This window comes from Gottfriedia sp. NPDC057948 (assembly GCF_042887255.1).
In the GTDB taxonomy this organism is placed as follows: Bacteria; Bacillota; Bacilli; order Bacillales; family Bacillaceae_G; genus Gottfriedia.
The window spans coordinates 283,286-298,569 of sequence record NZ_JBHVPN010000004.1 but is presented as its reverse complement, the minus strand read 5'-3'; the positions used below and the strand labels follow the sequence as shown (position 1 = coordinate 298,569).

Annotated in this window: 20 protein-coding genes; 5 read left to right on the top strand and 15 right to left on the bottom strand. The window is 33.0% G+C overall.

Annotation, left to right across the window (positions count from 1 at the left end; all coding sequences use genetic code 11):
- Positions 1-70 precede the first annotated feature (70 nt).
- Positions 71-652 carry an SMC-Scp complex subunit ScpB gene (scpB, locus tag ACFVRR_RS10050; protein ID WP_387327723.1) on the bottom strand — a complete coding sequence of 194 codons (582 nt, stop codon included), beginning with the start codon at positions 650-652 and terminating at the stop codon, positions 71-73.
- Positions 652-1,422, bottom strand: coding sequence for a segregation/condensation protein A (locus tag ACFVRR_RS10045; protein WP_387327721.1), 771 nt, complete (start codon positions 1,420-1,422; stop codon positions 652-654). Before ACFVRR_RS10045 ends, scpB begins: the two co-directional genes overlap by 1 nt.
- 208 nt (positions 1,423-1,630) lie before the next feature.
- On the opposite strand from ACFVRR_RS10045, the gene ACFVRR_RS10040 reads away from it, so the two are divergent.
- Both ACFVRR_RS10040 and ACFVRR_RS10035 read left to right on the top strand, forming a co-directional pair.
- The gene (locus ACFVRR_RS10040) at positions 1,631-1,747 is read left to right on the top strand and encodes a YjcZ family sporulation protein (protein WP_084006686.1); all 117 of its coding nucleotides are present in this window, start codon (positions 1,631-1,633) and stop codon (positions 1,745-1,747) included.
- A gap of 110 nt (positions 1,748-1,857) precedes the next feature.
- Positions 1,858-2,361: a DUF309 domain-containing protein gene (locus tag ACFVRR_RS10035; protein ID WP_387327718.1), complete on the top strand. Its 504-nt coding sequence runs from the start codon at positions 1,858-1,860 to the stop codon at positions 2,359-2,361.
- Between the two features lie 609 nt (positions 2,362-2,970).
- Here the strand turns inward: ACFVRR_RS10035 and ACFVRR_RS10030 are convergent.
- Positions 2,971-3,330, bottom strand: coding sequence for a GNAT family N-acetyltransferase (locus ACFVRR_RS10030; protein ID WP_025672354.1), 360 nt, complete (start codon positions 3,328-3,330; stop codon positions 2,971-2,973).
- A 326-nt stretch (positions 3,331-3,656) separates the two neighbouring features.
- Here ACFVRR_RS10030 and ACFVRR_RS10025 point away from each other — a divergent pair, with 326 nt between their 5' ends.
- Positions 3,657-4,283 carry a cupin domain-containing protein gene (locus tag ACFVRR_RS10025; protein WP_387327716.1) on the top strand — a complete coding sequence of 209 codons (627 nt, stop codon included), beginning with the start codon at positions 3,657-3,659 and terminating at the stop codon, positions 4,281-4,283.
- A 413-nt stretch (positions 4,284-4,696) separates the two neighbouring features.
- Here ACFVRR_RS10025 and ACFVRR_RS10020 read toward each other — a convergent pair whose 3' ends face one another.
- Positions 4,697-5,134, bottom strand: a complete 438-nt coding sequence (locus ACFVRR_RS10020; RefSeq protein ID WP_056466860.1) for a peptidylprolyl isomerase — start codon at positions 5,132-5,134, stop codon at positions 4,697-4,699.
- A gap of 223 nt (positions 5,135-5,357) precedes the next feature.
- On the opposite strand from ACFVRR_RS10020, the gene ACFVRR_RS10015 reads away from it, so the two are divergent.
- On the top strand, positions 5,358-6,191 hold the full coding sequence (locus ACFVRR_RS10015) for a DUF1002 domain-containing protein (protein WP_387327838.1): 834 nt from the start codon (positions 5,358-5,360) through the stop codon (positions 6,189-6,191).
- 473 nt (positions 6,192-6,664) lie between these two features.
- Here the strand turns inward: ACFVRR_RS10015 and ACFVRR_RS10010 are convergent, their stop codons facing one another.
- The 11 genes from ACFVRR_RS10010 to ACFVRR_RS09960 form a co-directional block, all read right to left on the bottom strand.
- Entirely contained in the window at positions 6,665-8,125 is a 1,461-nt protein-coding gene (locus tag ACFVRR_RS10010) for a spore germination protein (RefSeq protein ID WP_387327713.1), read from the bottom strand.
- Entirely contained in the window at positions 8,122-8,685 is a 564-nt protein-coding gene (spoVAEA, locus tag ACFVRR_RS10005; RefSeq protein ID WP_069031813.1) for a stage V sporulation protein SpoVABEA, read from the bottom strand. The genes ACFVRR_RS10010 and spoVAEA overlap by 4 nt, the downstream gene beginning before the upstream one ends.
- 3 nt (positions 8,686-8,688) lie before the next feature.
- The gene (gene spoVAE / locus ACFVRR_RS10000; RefSeq protein WP_097979052.1) at positions 8,689-9,039 is read right to left on the bottom strand and encodes a stage V sporulation protein AE; all 351 of its coding nucleotides are present in this window, start codon (positions 9,037-9,039) and stop codon (positions 8,689-8,691) included.
- Between the two features lie 11 nt (positions 9,040-9,050).
- The gene (spoVAD, locus tag ACFVRR_RS09995; RefSeq protein WP_097979051.1) at positions 9,051-10,058 is read right to left on the bottom strand and encodes a stage V sporulation protein AD; all 1,008 of its coding nucleotides are present in this window, start codon (positions 10,056-10,058) and stop codon (positions 9,051-9,053) included.
- 13 nt (positions 10,059-10,071) lie between these two features.
- Positions 10,072-10,524 (bottom strand): stage V sporulation protein AC, encoded by a 453-nt coding sequence (gene spoVAC, locus ACFVRR_RS09990; RefSeq protein ID WP_387327707.1) that lies wholly within the window; start codon positions 10,522-10,524, stop codon positions 10,072-10,074.
- Positions 10,525-10,536: 12 nt separating this feature from the next.
- Entirely contained in the window at positions 10,537-10,953 is a 417-nt protein-coding gene (locus tag ACFVRR_RS09985; protein ID WP_069031809.1) for a stage V sporulation protein AB, read from the bottom strand.
- Complete coding sequence (locus ACFVRR_RS09980) at positions 10,946-11,569, bottom strand: stage V sporulation protein AA (RefSeq protein WP_387327703.1); 624 nt, start codon at positions 11,567-11,569, stop codon at positions 10,946-10,948. The genes ACFVRR_RS09985 and ACFVRR_RS09980 overlap by 8 nt, the downstream gene beginning before the upstream one ends.
- Positions 11,570-11,856: 287 nt before the next feature.
- On the bottom strand, positions 11,857-12,612 hold the full coding sequence (gene sigF / locus ACFVRR_RS09975; RefSeq protein ID WP_056466881.1) for an RNA polymerase sporulation sigma factor SigF: 756 nt from the start codon (positions 12,610-12,612) through the stop codon (positions 11,857-11,859).
- A 12-nt stretch (positions 12,613-12,624) separates the two neighbouring features.
- A complete protein-coding gene (gene spoIIAB, locus ACFVRR_RS09970) occupies positions 12,625-13,065 on the bottom strand; it encodes an anti-sigma F factor (protein ID WP_025672021.1) in 441 nt (146 codons plus the stop codon).
- The gene (gene spoIIAA / locus ACFVRR_RS09965; RefSeq protein ID WP_069031806.1) at positions 13,065-13,415 is read right to left on the bottom strand and encodes an anti-sigma F factor antagonist; all 351 of its coding nucleotides are present in this window, start codon (positions 13,413-13,415) and stop codon (positions 13,065-13,067) included. The genes spoIIAB and spoIIAA overlap by 1 nt, the downstream gene beginning before the upstream one ends.
- A 129-nt stretch (positions 13,416-13,544) precedes the next feature.
- Entirely contained in the window at positions 13,545-14,708 is a 1,164-nt protein-coding gene (locus ACFVRR_RS09960; RefSeq protein ID WP_387327699.1) for a D-alanyl-D-alanine carboxypeptidase family protein, read from the bottom strand.
- A 192-nt stretch (positions 14,709-14,900) separates the two neighbouring features.
- Between ACFVRR_RS09960 and ACFVRR_RS09955 the strand changes: the two genes are divergently transcribed.
- Entirely contained in the window at positions 14,901-15,284 is a 384-nt protein-coding gene (locus ACFVRR_RS09955) for a GntR family transcriptional regulator (protein ID WP_097979045.1), read from the top strand.

Genomic DNA, 15,284 nt, shown 5'->3' with positions numbered 1-15,284 from the left:
CTTTCACCCTCCAAGATTTCCATAGTATTAGTTTAACATAGGATACATACAGATTTGCAGAATTTTTTAACTAATCTTGTTTTTCAAATTTGCTAAAAAATAAATCTGCTTCTTCTTCAACCTCTTCCATTTTTAAATCTTGAGGTAGTGGAGGTAATTCTTTAATGTTTTTTAAACCAAAATAATCTAAAAACTCAGAAGTAGTTCCATATAAAATTGCACGTCCAGTTCCTTCAGCCCGTCCAACTTCTTTAATTAAATATTTCGAGACAAGAGTTTGAATTGGTTTTTCAGTCTTAACTCCACGTATATCTTCAATTTCTGTCCTCGTAATTGGTTGTTGATATGCAACAATTGCTAATGTTTCTAATGCTGCTTGTGACAAAGAAGAGTTCGATGGACTTTCAACTAATTTTTTGAAAAAATCACCATGTTCCCTCTTTGAAGTAAGTTTATATCTGTTCGCTAAAATTCTAATTTGTAATCCTCTGTTAGGATTTTCATATGCTTTTTTTAGACTCTCAATTAATTCTAGAACATCTGTCTGACTTAATTCTAAAGTCTCGGATAGCTCGACAATCGATATTCCTTCATCGCCAGCTACAAATAAAAGTCCTTCAAGAACTCCTACTAAATTTTTTTCCTGTTCCATTACAAGTACACCTCAGCTTGCTTATCTTCAAAAACCTCCCGTGATGTTAGAAAAATTTCTGAAAAGTTTTGTTCCTGTTCTACTACAATGTCTTTTGTTTTCATTAACTCCAAAATCGCTAAAAAAGTAACTACAATACTTTCTTTATCATTATATGGAAATAAACTGATGAAATTAGTTCGCTTTTTTATACTTTTTAAATAAGTAATAATTTCATTCATTCTTTTTTCGATCGATATCTCTTCACGAACAATTTTAGTTTGAAGCGGTTCTTGTAGCTTTTTACGTTTAAAAAGCTTTTGAAGTGCACCAAACATATCGTAAATCGTAACATCTGTCGGCATGACAATATCTTCTGGTCTAGGTCCATATTCGGACAAATCAACTGGATTTCGGGTGAAAATCATCGCACGTTCTGATTCTTTTTCCTGAAATACGATCGCCGCTTCTTTAAATTGCTTATATATAATTAATCGATTCATTAATTCTTCTCTAGGGTCTTCTTCAAGTACAGCATCCCAATCAGCTTGTTCTTCATGATTAGGTAAAATACTTTTACTTTTCATCGCAAGTAATTCAGCCGCCATCACTAAATATTCACTTGCAATATCCAATTCTAATTCTTTCATTGTATGAATATATGAAACGTATTGATCTGTTATTTCAGATACAGGTATATCATAAATATCAATTTCAAATCGTTGAATTAAATGAAGTAATAAATCTAATGGCCCTTCAAATGCATCAATTTTAACTTCATATTGCTTCACAAACTACTCACCAACTTACTTTAAAATAAAAATATACTCTATAACAGTATAAAGTATTATTTCATAAAACTATATAACAGAAAAGGTTTTTTCATCGATGAAGTTACTTTGTTCCTAAATTTTTAGTTTTGCGCCTATACCATTTTCTTAAAATTTTCATAAGATATCAGTGCAAGAAGAATTATTTTTTTGGTAAGGAGGTTATTTCATGAGTAAAGGTGCTGTTTCTCCAGAGTTCGGCGGTTTCGGCCACGGCAGAGGCTTTGCTTTAATTGTAGTATTATTTATTTTATTAATCATCGTTGGATGTGCTTTCGTCTGTTAATTTAACCCCGTGAATAAACAAAACGTGAAAGTCTAGACATTGCTCTAGGCTTTCTTCTTTTTAAATAATTCCATTTCTGATAAAATTTTAGTAATAAAGAGGTGAAAAACTTGGTCCATTATAATAAAAACGAGCGATACATAAAATATCTATGCCATTTCCATTTTGATCAAGATTTTTTTGAATGTCATGAAATCCTTGAGGAACAATGGAAACTTGAATTAAATCATCAATATAAAAAGGTCTGGTTAGGTTTAATAAGACTATCAGTAGTGTTATATCATTATAGAAGAAGAAACTTTACTGGTGCTAAAAAATTATTTCGACACGTCATTACTTTTTCAAATGATTCTAATTTATTGGAAATGGCTGGTATCAATCCATTACGATTTCAACAAATCATATCTGATTTTCAGCTAAACCTTCAAAACGAAACGGAATTTCACCCTTTCGCTCTCCCAATAAATGATCAAGAATTGATTGAAAGATATCAAAATCAAAAAGAAAATTATTCGTCTTTTACGGCAGATTTAATTAATAAACATTCTACAAGAGATCGAACAGATGTCATTTCGGAAAGATTAAAGCAATTAGAACTACGAAGAAATATTTAGTGTTATAGGAAAAGGTGCTCAAAACTTTGGGCACCTTTTTCAATGTGGTCGTAATAGAAGTTCGTACATGCTCATGACTGGTTTATGAGGTAGCATAATACCTTTTTGTTGCTTCGTACTTCCTCATGAATGGTTCATGAGGAAGCATAATTGCTATTTATTGCTTCGTACTTCCTCATGACTGATTCATGAGGAAACATAATAGCTATTTATTGCTTCGTACTTCCTCATAACTGGTTCATGAGGAACCATATTAGCTTTTTGTTGCTTTCATACTTCCTCATAACTGGTTCATGAGGAAACATATTAGCTATTTGTTGCTTCGTACTTCCTCATGCCTGGTTCATGAGGAGACATATTACCTTTTTGTTGCTTCGTACTTCCTCATAACTGGTTCATGAGGAAACATATTACCTTTTTGTTGCATCGTGCTTCCTCATAACTGGTTCATGAGGAACCATAATACCTTTTTGTTGCTTCGTACTTCCTCATAACTGGTTCATGAGTATGAAAAAATAGCAGTAAGTTGAAAAATACTTACTCATGACTTCTTCATAAATAAGCACTTTTTTCTACAAAAAAAATGCTCAAAAAAATTGAGCACCTTTTCTATAATACTTTCAAACTAACATGACAATGTTCAATAAATGAAGCTACTTCCTGCGTTGTTACGATTGTATAGTCTGTATACTGAGATCGAATAGCATCGTAAAGTGAAGTTGCAATACCTTGATTTCGGAATGAAGGGTTTACACTTAAATGTTTAATCATAATAACCTTATCTGGTAGTAGTTGTATTCCAATAATCCCAACAATATCGTCTAATTTCCAAAGAAACAAATGATTATCATCTTTAGTTTCATAATCTTTAATTGTATTTACTAAGCTCTTCACATTCTTTTCATTCGGCATAAACGAAAGCAGGCCCATTGCAATTTTCTCATATGTTTTCTTATACCTAATTAACATGTTAACCCCTCTTAAAAATTATTAATACTCTAATTAGCTTCTAAACCAATACATAATATATGATTGATTATCCCTCTATAGTACGGTAAATATAAAAATTCGTTCCAAATATATCAATATTTCAAATATATAATTCTCACATTTTTCTGTCAAGTCAGAAAACCAGAGAGAAGGAAAAACGGGATAAATGGTATAGGAGTAATTTAAAATGATTTAGCGTACTAGAGTATTCTTCCTGCCAACCCAAACTTATAGGCTTTTGTCACCAATTAGATAAATTTGAATAAAGTAAATTTTAGTTAAAGTTAAATAAAAGGGTGATCATTATGAGGTTGGATTTAGATTACACATCGCCAAGTATTCAATTTACTTATGATATAAATAAAAACCAAGCCTTTGTGAAGGATAGTCAAAACTTTATCAATCAATTAAGTGTTAATAACTTGAATACTTTGGATAATTTGTCATTATTGGATATCTATTTAAGTGTAAATAATGTTGTAGAACCACATTATCATCAAAATTCATCAGAATTAGTATATTGTATTTCTGGAGCCGCAGTTGTATCGATTTTGAATCCTTATACAAAGCAACTATTAAATTTTCCAATTACGCCTGGTCAAGTTGCAAACGTACCTCAAGGATGGTGGCATTATGAAATTGCAACTGTTGACAATACTCATCTATTAGCAATATTTAATGCACCTTCCCCTGATGTAATTTTATTCTCTGATTTATTGAAATTTACACCTTCAAATATTGTCTCACATACTTACTGTCTTGATGAAAACCAATGGAAAAATGCAACAGCAAATTTACAACCTTCTATATTTATAGGACCACCAAAAAACTGTAATCGCCAAGTTCAAAACCAACATGAATTTGCTAATCAACAGAACCAAAATTATTATCAAAATTCCTATTACAACCAGCATTATTATCAACAGCCTTGAAGATCAAGATAGGTACAGTTAGTGCAATTAAACTCAAGTGAACTGCAATTAAATCGGAGTATCTGCAATAAAAAAAGCCAAAACAGCAATTAAATTTAGGGAATCTGCAATTAAAAAAATCATATCTACAATTAAAAATATGAAAACTGCAAATATGGCGATGAATCATGTGGAATTTGATTATAAGAATCAAGAATAGCGAAGAAATAACATGATAATAGAATGTGAAACAATAAAAACTAAACATCTTTGAAAAAAACTCAAATAAATCTTCTAATTTAGAATAGCGAAATGCTATAAAATATTTCACCGTTTAACCAAACATGAACATGTTAAAAACCACAAGGAAAAATTTTTTCCCTTGTGGTTTTCTTCATTTGAAGTCTTTTTAAAATGACCTCACATTGGTTTGACTATTCTTCGTCCCAAACCTTAACTTCTTGCATAACATCGCCGTTACGCATTCTTAAAACTGTATCCATACCTTCGATTACTTGACCGAAAACTGTATGTACGCCATCTAAATGTGGTTGTGGCTCGTGAACGATAAAGAATTGGCTACCGCCAGTATCTTTTCCAGCATGTGCCATTGATAAAGATCCAGCTTTATGTTTTAATGGGTTACCAACAGTTTCACATTTAATTTTGTATCCTGGGCCGCCTGTTCCATTACCGTTTGGATCTCCACCTTGAGATACAAATCCAGGAATTACACGGTGGAAAGTTAATCCATTGTAGAAACCTTCACGGATTAATTTTTCAAAGTTTTCAACTGTACCTGGTGCATGCTCTGGGAATAATTCGATTAAAATTTGTTCACCATTTTCAAATGTAATACTTGCTTTTTTCATAATAAAAATCCTCCTTATGTATGTACAACTTTATAAGACTTAATTGTCCTATATTTTTTCATTACTGAATAAATTAGTAACGCTGATATTATCATACAAAAAACAAAAAGTAATGACAAGTTTTCGAAAAGGACTATAATAGTGTTGTAAGATGTAAAATTTGGATTATTGTAAAGGGAGTGTCTCTTTGTTAAAACGAAAGTTATTAGCGTTCACCATTTCAATGGGATTATTAGCTATGCCTTTATCGGTATTTGCTGATTCTGTTCCTGGTGATACGATTGTTACTCTTGGACAAAATTTGTCTGAAACGCAAAAGAAATCATTATTAGCTGAAATGGGTGCACCATCTGATGCTAAAATTGTGACTGTTTCGAATCAAGAGGAACATAAATATTTAGATGGTACTGTACCTAGTGCTCAAATCGGTACTCGAGCTCTTTCATCTGCTATGATTACAATCGGTGAAAAAAATACAGGTATCGTCGTTCAATCAAATAACATTTCATGGGTTACTAACTCAATGTATACAAATGCTTTAATCACAGCTGGATTAAAAGATGCAAATATTGTCATTACTGCACCATTTGAAGTCTCTGGTACAGCTGCTTTAACTGGGATTATGAAGGCTTATGAGCTAAGTTCAGGTGAAGTTATACCTGATGATGTTAAAAAAGTAGCAAATGAAGAAATGGTTAAAACTGCCAAACTTGGTGATTCAGTAGGTAATGAAAAAGCTGTACAACTTGTCACTAAAGTGAAAGAAGAGCTTGCTAAAAATCCAAACATGTCAACCGATGAATTAAAATCATTAATTGATCGAATAGCAAAGGATCTTGGTATCACATTAACTGCAGATCAAAAGGCTAGTTTGATGTCTTTATTTGAAAAAATGAAAGATTTAAATATTAATTGGGATCAAGTAGGGAACCAATTAACAAAAGCTAAAAATAAAATTTCAGATTACCTAAATTCTAAAGAAGGTCAATCTTTTATTCAAAAACTTAAAGATTTCTTCTCCGCATTATTTGATGCGATTCTTTCATTCTTTAAATAATAATGAAACAAACCCGGTTACTTAAAAAAGTAACCGGGTTTATTGTGTTAAAAGCGCGCTGCACTGCAAAAAAAGGCTCAGACTGTGCAAATAAATCATGAGGTACAATTAAAATCTGAAAATCGCAATTAAATTTGGTAAAACTGAAATTAAAATTTGAGTATCGCAATTAAATTTAACTAAACTGCAATTAAATTCTATAAAACCGCAATTAAAAATAAAATTTACCCATACCAGTACGGGTATTACGAGTTAAAGATAATACAATATAAGGTTATATTAAATGGATAGCTCTAATTTTTTCTATTTCCAATAAAAATTTGGCTAATTGCTATCAAAAAGTTCGATTTTATCTACTATAAATGAAAAGCGCTGTTGAGATACCTCCCCAGCGCTAGTACATTTTTGAGGTCGTCTATTTGTCAGTTAATCTGACTCCTAGGACAGCCCACCTCTTTTATTTCATAAGCAGATCAAATGGTCGCATCACCGATTGTTTTTCCACCTTTTTGATGTTGACTTTCACTAGCTTTTGTACGGATAACTAAATGCCAGAAGGCTCTGCCATCAAATGGGATAAATGGCCAAAAATAAGGTGTATTTAAAGTATTGAGACTTGCTAAAAACAGTATAAATAATGTTGAACCAATCATAAAGCCTTTAACACCTAATATTGCAGTTAAAATTAAGATAAAAAATTTGGCCAATTTATTTGCAAGTGCTAGCTCATAGCTAGGCGTCGCATATGATCCAATCATTGAAACAGCTGTATATAGTACTACTTCCGGTTGAAAAAGGCCAACATCAATTGCGACTTGCCCAATTAATACTGCTGCAATAATCCCCATCGAAGTGGAAACTGCATTTGGTGTATGTATACTTGCCATTCTCAGGAATTCAATCCCCATATCGGCAATTATTAATTGTAAATAAATTGGAATATTACTTGTTTCTTTTGGACCAATATAACTTAATGATTTTGGTAATACCTCTGGGTAATTACATAATAGTAACCAAAACGGTAATAAAAAGACTGACATAAAAATTCCTATATAACGGCACCATCGAAGGAATGTTCCGACTGTAGGAGTTTGTCTGAATTCTTCAGCATGTTGCATATGGTGGTAATACGTTGCAGGCGTAATAATTACGCTCGGAGATGTATCCACGATAATACATACATGCCCTTCAAGAATGTGGTTTGCTACAACGTCAGGTCTTTCAGAATATCTAACTAAAGGAAATGGATTATATCCTTGCTTTAAAATAAATTCTTCTAATTTCTTATCTGTCATTGTAAGACCATCAACGTGAATACCTGTAATTCGATCCCGAACTTCTTTTACAAGTTCCGCGTGCGCTAAACCTTCTATATACGATAAACATACATCTGTCTTTGAACTTTCACCTACTTGAAGAATTTCATTTCTTAAATTCTCATCGCGAATACGTCTTCTTATTAGGCCAGTATTATTAATAATGTTTTCAGTAAAACCATCTCGTGATCCACGTACTACTCGCTCGGTATCTGGTTCTGTTGGACCACGTCCAGGATAACTCCTCACATCGACTGCAAGTCCTTTATCTTCTCCATCAACTAATACTACAATTAAACCAGATAATACTTTCTTTATAACATCTTCAAATGTTAAAACGATCTCTACTGATTGATGGACAATTGTATCCTCAATATTTTTAAACATTGATTTATTTTTCTCGACTTTTTCTAACCCAATTAAGTCATCCAAAAATCTTTGAATAAAGCTTGTATCCGTTAATCCGTTAACATAATATAGATTAACTTCAACTTTATTTACAAAGATCACACGTTTACCGACATCAAAACTTACTCCATAACCTATACGATCACTTATTGTATGAGCATTTGTAACTAGTTTATTTGTCAGTTTTGTCGGCTCTTTTTTCGTAGTCATTGGAGTTCACTCCTCTCGAGGATATATTCAATTGCTTTTCTTGTAATGGGTGAACCGATTTCAATATCATCTCTTCCACCCATTTTTCCAATATCGCCGATTCCTAAAATGAAGGGAATATTTAGTTGATCTAAATTGTAAACGGTGTCTCCATTTATTCTTCCGATTTCAATATCAGGCACTCCATACTTATCGACACCGTATTCAGTTAAATTCCCTTCGTTATCAATGCTTACATCCACTTTTGTCCATTCTTGATGATGTGTATTTGATGCTACTGCTAGTGCAGCAATAACTTCAATATGTTTATCACTCGCCACATATTTTAAAGCTTTCTCTCCAGGACCTTCTCCCATAAAGCCACTGTCATCAAACAATACAAATACTGGTTCTTTTTGTGCTTGCATTATGATTTCAACCATTCTCTTTCCAGAGAACTTAGTGGGATTACCTTGCGATTGTGATATTGTGCATCCGCCAAATTGTTTTGCCAAATACTCAATACTCCGATGTGCATAAACATCTCCGTCGGTTACGATAATGATCCTTTTCTTTTTCATAAGTTAACCTTTTGGCTTAAAAATAAGTGCAATTATAAATGAGAATAAAATTGCTGCTGAAATTCCAGATGAAGTAAGTGAAAAGATCCCCATTCCAATACCAATAAATCCGTGATCACTTGCTTCTGCCATCGCTCCATGTAATAAGGAATGCCCAAAACTAGTAATTGGAACGGTTGCACCTGCACCAGCAAATTTTATTAGCTTATCGTAAATTCCAAATCCATCTAAAATTGACCCAATTACTACAAATATGCACATCACATGCCCTGGTGTTAATTTTGTAAAATCAAAAAATAATTGGCCAATTACACAAATTAGACCTCCTACTATAAAAGCATTAACAAAATCCATCTGAACACCTCCTAACAGCTTTCGAAAACGACAGCATGTGAAATAGTTGGAATTGATTCTTTTTGTTGAATCATTGTTGGGCTTAAAAGTGCGCCGGTTGCCGCTACTAAAATTCGTTTATAAGTACCTTTATTTAACTCTTGAAATAAATGACCATATGTTACAACTGCTGAACAAGCACATCCACTTCCCCCAGCAAAAACTTCCTGATTTTCTCGATCATAGATTAGCAATCCACAATCATTATATTTCCCTGCCATATCATAACCTTCTTCTCTAACAAGTTGTTCGCAAATTGGTGCGCCTACTGCTGAAAGATCTCCAGTTACGATAAAATCATAATCATCAGGTGTCGTATTTGTGTCCTTAAAGTGTTGTACGATTGTATAGGCTGCTGCTGGTGCCATTGCAGAACCCATGTCGAATGGATCTGTCAAACCTAAATCCTGAACTGTACCAATTGTGGCGCATTTTACTTTTATTTTGCTTTTTTTATTCGAAAGGAGAACACTTCCTGCTCCAGTTACTGTAAAAGTTGCTGAATCTGGTTTTTGTCCACCATATTCTGTCGGATATCTATATTGCCTTTCAGCAGTAGCATTATGGCTACTTGTTGCTGCCAATGCCATTTTCGCATAGCCACTATCGATTAATTGTGCGCCAAGTGCAGCCGTTTCCATAGATGTTGAGCAGGCACCAAACATACATAAAAAAGGAAGTTGCAATTCCCTTGCCATAAAGTTCGCAGTAACATTTTGATTTAGTAAATCTCCTGCTAAAAATACATCAATATCTTCTACGGTTTTGTTTGCTTTTTTTAGAGCCACCGAAATTGCATTTCTCATTAATGCTCTTTCTGCTAATTCCCAATTATCTTCATTGCAATGAAGATCTTCATAAGCATAATCAAATTTGCCACCTAACAGTCCCAAGTTTTCTCTTGGTCCTACAGCTGTTCCAGATGCTTGGACATAAACACCATTTTGAAACTCCCAAGTTTGTTTACCGACTAAAGCCATATGTACTCACCTCCTAAAAGAATACTTTAAATGCGTATCGTATCATTCCAACGACGTATGCCGAAACAACTCCATAAACAATTACACAACCAGCTAGTTTAAACATATTTGTTGCAACCCCTAAAACGAGACCTTCACTTCTATGTTCCATAGCAGCACTCGTCATAGAGTTGGCAAAGCCTGTTACAGGAACAGCAGATCCTGCGCCAGCAAATTGTCCAATTTTGTCATATATACCTAACCCTGTAAGTAAGCTAGAAATTAATACAAGTGTTGCTACTGTTGGATCACCAACATTTTTTTCAGTAAAGTTAAAATAGTTAATATAGACTTTCGTAATACACTCACCTAAAAGACAGATAAATCCTCCAACTAAAAACGCTTTTATACAATTTTTTAATACCGGTTTTTTCGGTTGGTATGGTTTTATATTCTCTTTATAATTAGCTTTTAATTTCCCACTCATTTCATCCATCCTTTACTCTATAAAATAAATCCAATGAAATAACGACCCAAAAACTTTACCTAGTGCAATAGCCATTAATAAGTACACAATTTTCTTTTGAATGCCAATTCGTTTCGCTAAGATTGGAAAAACGTTTAATACTTCGGTTAATGCTGCAGCTAACATTCCAATAAAAATACCTGCTAACAGTCCAATAAAAACTGAAAAGATATTCGGCAAATTAAAAACGGTATTTCGCAAACTAATCCAGCAACCAAAAATTGCTCCTAAAATAACTGCAAACTCATAAGCTCGAATTTTTTTAATCGTTTTTGTTAACTGCGTTAGTCTTGGAATAATTCCGATAACCGATAAAAATGCTACAAAGCCCGTACCAACAGCAATACCTCCTGAAAACCCTACAAACACAATAAACAATTCTCTAATCATCGGTATTTACACTTTTGTTTGGCTTTTTATTTTCGTTTACTAACACATATTCATCCATTGAGCGTTGATACTGAAACATTTCTACTTCAAGAGGACTCGGTTCTTCGTTTAATCTAGTCTTAAACCATTGATTAAAAAATAAAATCATCCCAATTCCTAGTCCAAAAGAATATGGTACTTGAAGTAATAAAGGTTTATGATTATGTTTTCCTGTAATCATATAGTAAATTCGTTGTTGAACCTGTTGCATGCTAACATCTTCGTGGAAATAAATAATTGCTAATGAAGAACCTGTAAATAACAAGATCCAAACGAAACAAAACAGAAAAAAACGATCTTTTGAAACTTCATTTTTAAGTTCTATTATGCACATTGTCACTCCAACGATCTCGAACGAAATATCAGGTTCACTTTTAAGAATTAATGGTAAAAGCTCTAGAATATCAATAACTGTATGTGTACCATCCTCCTTTTTTGATTCATGTACAATGATGTTTTGAATTTTGGTTAAATCAACATTAATCCCTTGTAATCGTGCAATCTCTCCTAGATGTACACTTTTACCTACTTGTACAACGATTCGATTGAGTAATTTAATATATAAAACCTTATTCATACTTTCCCCTCAGTTTCAAAGCTTTATGAATTCAATTACAACTAGTATGTGAAAACTTCCCAAAAATATAAGTCCAGTAAGATTGATCTGAGTAGTTCGGTAAGTAAAAATAGGAAAATTTAGTCGTCAGCTCTTTTGAAAAAAAGCATCTGAAAGGGGAACTTGAAGATGTTCATTATTATTTGAAACTAGAGTTACAGTAAAAACACAAAAATAAAGACAAAATAAAAAAGCTGAAAAATCGTATTATATTTCCTACGATTCTTCAGCTTTTTTAGCTCAAGATTTTATTTAATTTTATCTTTCATCTGTTGGAGAATCTTTTTCTCTAGTCTTGAAACTTGGACTTGAGAAATTCCTAATCGTTCAGCAACTTCTGATTGAGTTTGATCTTTATAATATCTTAAATAGACAATTAATCTCTCCCGATCATCTAGTTGTTTTATCGCTTCTTTTAATGCAAATTTTTCAAACCAATTTGTTTCATGGTTATCAGCAATTTGATCTAACAATGTAATAGGATCCCCATCATTTTCATACACCGTTTCATGTATTGATGAAGGAGCTCTACTAGCCTCTTGTGCAAGTACAACATCCTCTGGTGTAATTTCCATATGAGTAGCAATCTCGTTAATTGTAGGCATTCTTCCAAGCGTTTTACTTAATTCTTCTTTTGCTTTTCGAATCTTATTATTCGTTTCTTTTAATGAACGACTCACTTTAACTGTTCCGTCGTCTCGAATAAATCGTTGGATTTCTCCGATAATCATCGGAACAGCATATGTAGAAAATCGTACATCATATGATAGATCAAATTTATCTACCGATTTCAATAATCCGATACAACCAATCTGAAATAAATCATCTGGTTCATATCCACGGTTAATAAAGCGCTGAACAACTGACCATACAAGTCTCATGTTGTGCCCGACGATGCTGTCTCTAGCCAATTGATCTCCAGCCTGACTACGCTTAATTAACTCTTTTAATTCATGATCCTTTAACTGCGCGCGGGGTTGATCTTGCTTGACTTCTACGTCCATAGGCGATTCTCCTTAATTACTTAAAACATTGCTATTTGATAAGTACTTTTTAACCGTAATCGTTGTACCAACATTGATAGTGGACACAACTTCACATTGATCCATGAAATTCTCCATAATCGTAAATCCCATGCCGGATCTTTCTAAATCTGGTTTTGAAGTGTATAAAGGTTGCATTGCTTCATCTAAATCAGCAATACCTATCCCTTCATCTCGAATTGTTAAAGTTACTGTTTGATCTTCTAGAAGAACTGAAATGAATACGATACCTTCAGGATTATTTTCATAACCATGAATAATCGCATTTGTAACAGCCTCAGATACTACAGTTTTAATCTCAGTTAATTCATCTAATGTAGGATCTAGCTGGGTAATAAATGCCGCTACAGTTACACGAGCAAATGATTCATTTTGACTTAATGCGGAAAATTGAAGGTTCATTTCATTTCGCATTATGCCACCCCCAATACATTAAGTCCATTTGACTCATCATCAGCTAAATGAACAATCTTAAATAAACCAGACATATCAAACAACCGCTTAATTGATGGAGAAATTGAACATACAACCATTTCTCCACCTTTATTTCGAATAACTTTATATCTACCTAAAATGACACCTAAACCAGAACTATCCATGAACGTTAAATGCTCAAGATTTAATAAAATATGTTTGATAGTCTGTGACTCTAATACCTCATTTACTTGTAAACGTAAATCCTCAGCAGTGTGATGATCTAGTTCCCCTGCAAGTCTTACACAAAGGATTGCATTTTTCACTTCAAGTTCAATATTAAGACTCACTACAATAACCTCCTTATTTGACGGTTATTCTAGAGTTTCGTTAAAACTAAACTGAATTCCTTCACGTGTGACAAAACTAGTGGCAAAACGCCAAATCTTTTAGTAATACTCGAAATTAGTCGGAAAAAATCAGTTGAATCCTCCAACAGTACGCTTAAATAAATCGTACCAATTAGCTTTATTTACTGATTTATTAGCTACCAAGTCTGTTTTAGATAAAACTTTACTACCTTGTTTTAATATTAAAACTCCTACAACTTGCCCTTTTTTAATTGGCGCTTGAATATTTTTGTTCAGCTGAATATCTTTCGTAATTTTATTCATCGCTTCACCCTTCTTCAATACAACTGAAACTGGGCTTTTAGTGATAACATTTACACCTTTAGACTTACCTTTGCTTATACTAAGCCTTTCGATATTATCACCTTGTTTAATTAATTGTTTTACTTGATATTGATTAAATGCATAATCAAGTAAATTTGTCATTTGTGCATTTCTTTCTTTAGAAGTTGGTGCACCCATAATTACGCTAACTACTCGCATGTTGTTCTTCTTAGCAGTTGCAGTTAAACAATATTTTGCTTCTGCAGTAAATCCAGTTTTCAAGCCATCCGCTCCTGGATAAAAACGAACTAGTTTATTTGTATTAACTAGCCAAAATTGTTTTTCAGTATCTTTTCTCAAGTAATCTTCATAAGTACCAGTAAACTTTGTGATTAATGGATATTTTAAAAGCTCTCTTCCCATGATGGCCATATCATACGCTGATGAATAATGACCAGGTGCAGGTAGTCCAGTTGGATTTTCAAAATGTGTATTTTTTAATCCTAACTGTTTTACTTTTTTATTCATTAGAGCGACAAACGCCTCTTCTGTACCTGCAATTTTCTCTGCCATTGCGACCGATGCGTCATTTCCTGAAGCAATTGCAATCCCTTTTAACATTTCTTTTACTGTCATCTCTTCGCCAGGTTCTAAAAAGATTTGTGATCCACCCATTGACGCAGCATGTTCACTTGTCATTACTTTATCATCTAATCTAAGTTTTCCTTTATTGATTTCTTCCATAATAATAAGCATTGTCATAATCTTAGTCATACTTGCTGGTGGAAGCTCTTTTCTAGCGTCTTTTTCATATAAGATTTTCCCAGTATCTTGTTCAATAATTACGGAAGATAATGCACTTTTTGCTAAACTTACATCATTATTTTGTGTCTCTCTTGCATCCACTTTAGGTAGTGATAAAGAAAAGATCATAACACTACTTAAAAGAGTTAGTAATACCCTTTTCATCTATAACCCTCCATTCTTTTCATACATATTTTTTCCAAATATAAGTAGTTTAATCAACCTGTGAAGAAAATATTAGAAAGAATGGAACTATTTACATACATGAGAACATATGATATAAGTAAAGTGTATTAATTACACTCATACACTTAATACACTCCATACACTTAAGAAAGCATTTGAGGTGATGATCTCTTGATTATTATTTTAGACCCAAGAAGCCATTTACCCCTTTGGGAGCAAATTGTTCTACAAACAAAAGAACAAATGTTAAGAAAGATTTTGGTAAATGGCGATAAACTTCCATCCGTACGTGAATTAGCAACTACATTGGTGATCAATCCAAATACTGTTAGTAGAGCCTATCAAGAACTAGAGCGCACTGGAGTCATCGAAACGATAAGGGGTAAAGGAACATTTGTCATTGGTTTAACAAAAGAGACGGTTTCAACAGATTCCCTTTTAAAATATAAAAATAAACTTTCCAATTTATTAATTGATTGTTTAACAGATGGCGTAAAAGAGGAAGAAATAATGAAATGGGTAAAAGAGTTTTATTCTAATAAAGGAGCTGAATAG

Coding starts and splice junctions, on each gene's coding strand:
- scpB (WP_387327723.1), bottom strand. CDS start 652: ATGGAACAGGAAAAAAATTTAGTAGGAGTTCTTGAAGGACTTTTATTT.
- ACFVRR_RS10040 (WP_084006686.1), top strand. CDS start 1,631: ATGAGTAAAGGTGCTGTTTCTCCAGAGTTCGGCGGTTTCGGCCACGGC.
- ACFVRR_RS10030 (WP_025672354.1), bottom strand. CDS start 3,330: ATGTTAATTAGGTATAAGAAAACATATGAGAAAATTGCAATGGGCCTG.
- ACFVRR_RS10025 (WP_387327716.1), top strand. CDS start 3,657: ATGAGGTTGGATTTAGATTACACATCGCCAAGTATTCAATTTACTTAT.
- ACFVRR_RS10020 (WP_056466860.1), bottom strand. CDS start 5,134: ATGAAAAAAGCAAGTATTACATTTGAAAATGGTGAACAAATTTTAATC.
- ACFVRR_RS10015 (WP_387327838.1), top strand. CDS start 5,358: ATGGGATTATTAGCTATGCCTTTATCGGTATTTGCTGATTCTGTTCCT.
- ACFVRR_RS10010 (WP_387327713.1), bottom strand. CDS start 8,125: ATGACTACGAAAAAAGAGCCGACAAAACTGACAAATAAACTAGTTACA.
- spoVAEA (WP_069031813.1), bottom strand. CDS start 8,685: ATGAAAAAGAAAAGGATCATTATCGTAACCGACGGAGATGTTTATGCA.
- spoVAE (WP_097979052.1), bottom strand. CDS start 9,039: ATGGATTTTGTTAATGCTTTTATAGTAGGAGGTCTAATTTGTGTAATT.
- spoVAD (WP_097979051.1), bottom strand. CDS start 10,058: ATGGCTTTAGTCGGTAAACAAACTTGGGAGTTTCAAAATGGTGTTTAT.
- spoVAC (WP_387327707.1), bottom strand. CDS start 10,524: ATGAGTGGGAAATTAAAAGCTAATTATAAAGAGAATATAAAACCATAC.
- ACFVRR_RS09985 (WP_069031809.1), bottom strand. CDS start 10,953: ATGATTAGAGAATTGTTTATTGTGTTTGTAGGGTTTTCAGGAGGTATT.
- ACFVRR_RS09980 (WP_387327703.1), bottom strand. CDS start 11,569: ATGAATAAGGTTTTATATATTAAATTACTCAATCGAATCGTTGTACAA.
- sigF (WP_056466881.1), bottom strand. CDS start 12,612: ATGGACGTAGAAGTCAAGCAAGATCAACCCCGCGCGCAGTTAAAGGAT.
- spoIIAB (WP_025672021.1), bottom strand. CDS start 13,065: ATGCGAAATGAAATGAACCTTCAATTTTCCGCATTAAGTCAAAATGAA.
- ACFVRR_RS09960 (WP_387327699.1), bottom strand. CDS start 14,708: ATGAAAAGGGTATTACTAACTCTTTTAAGTAGTGTTATGATCTTTTCT.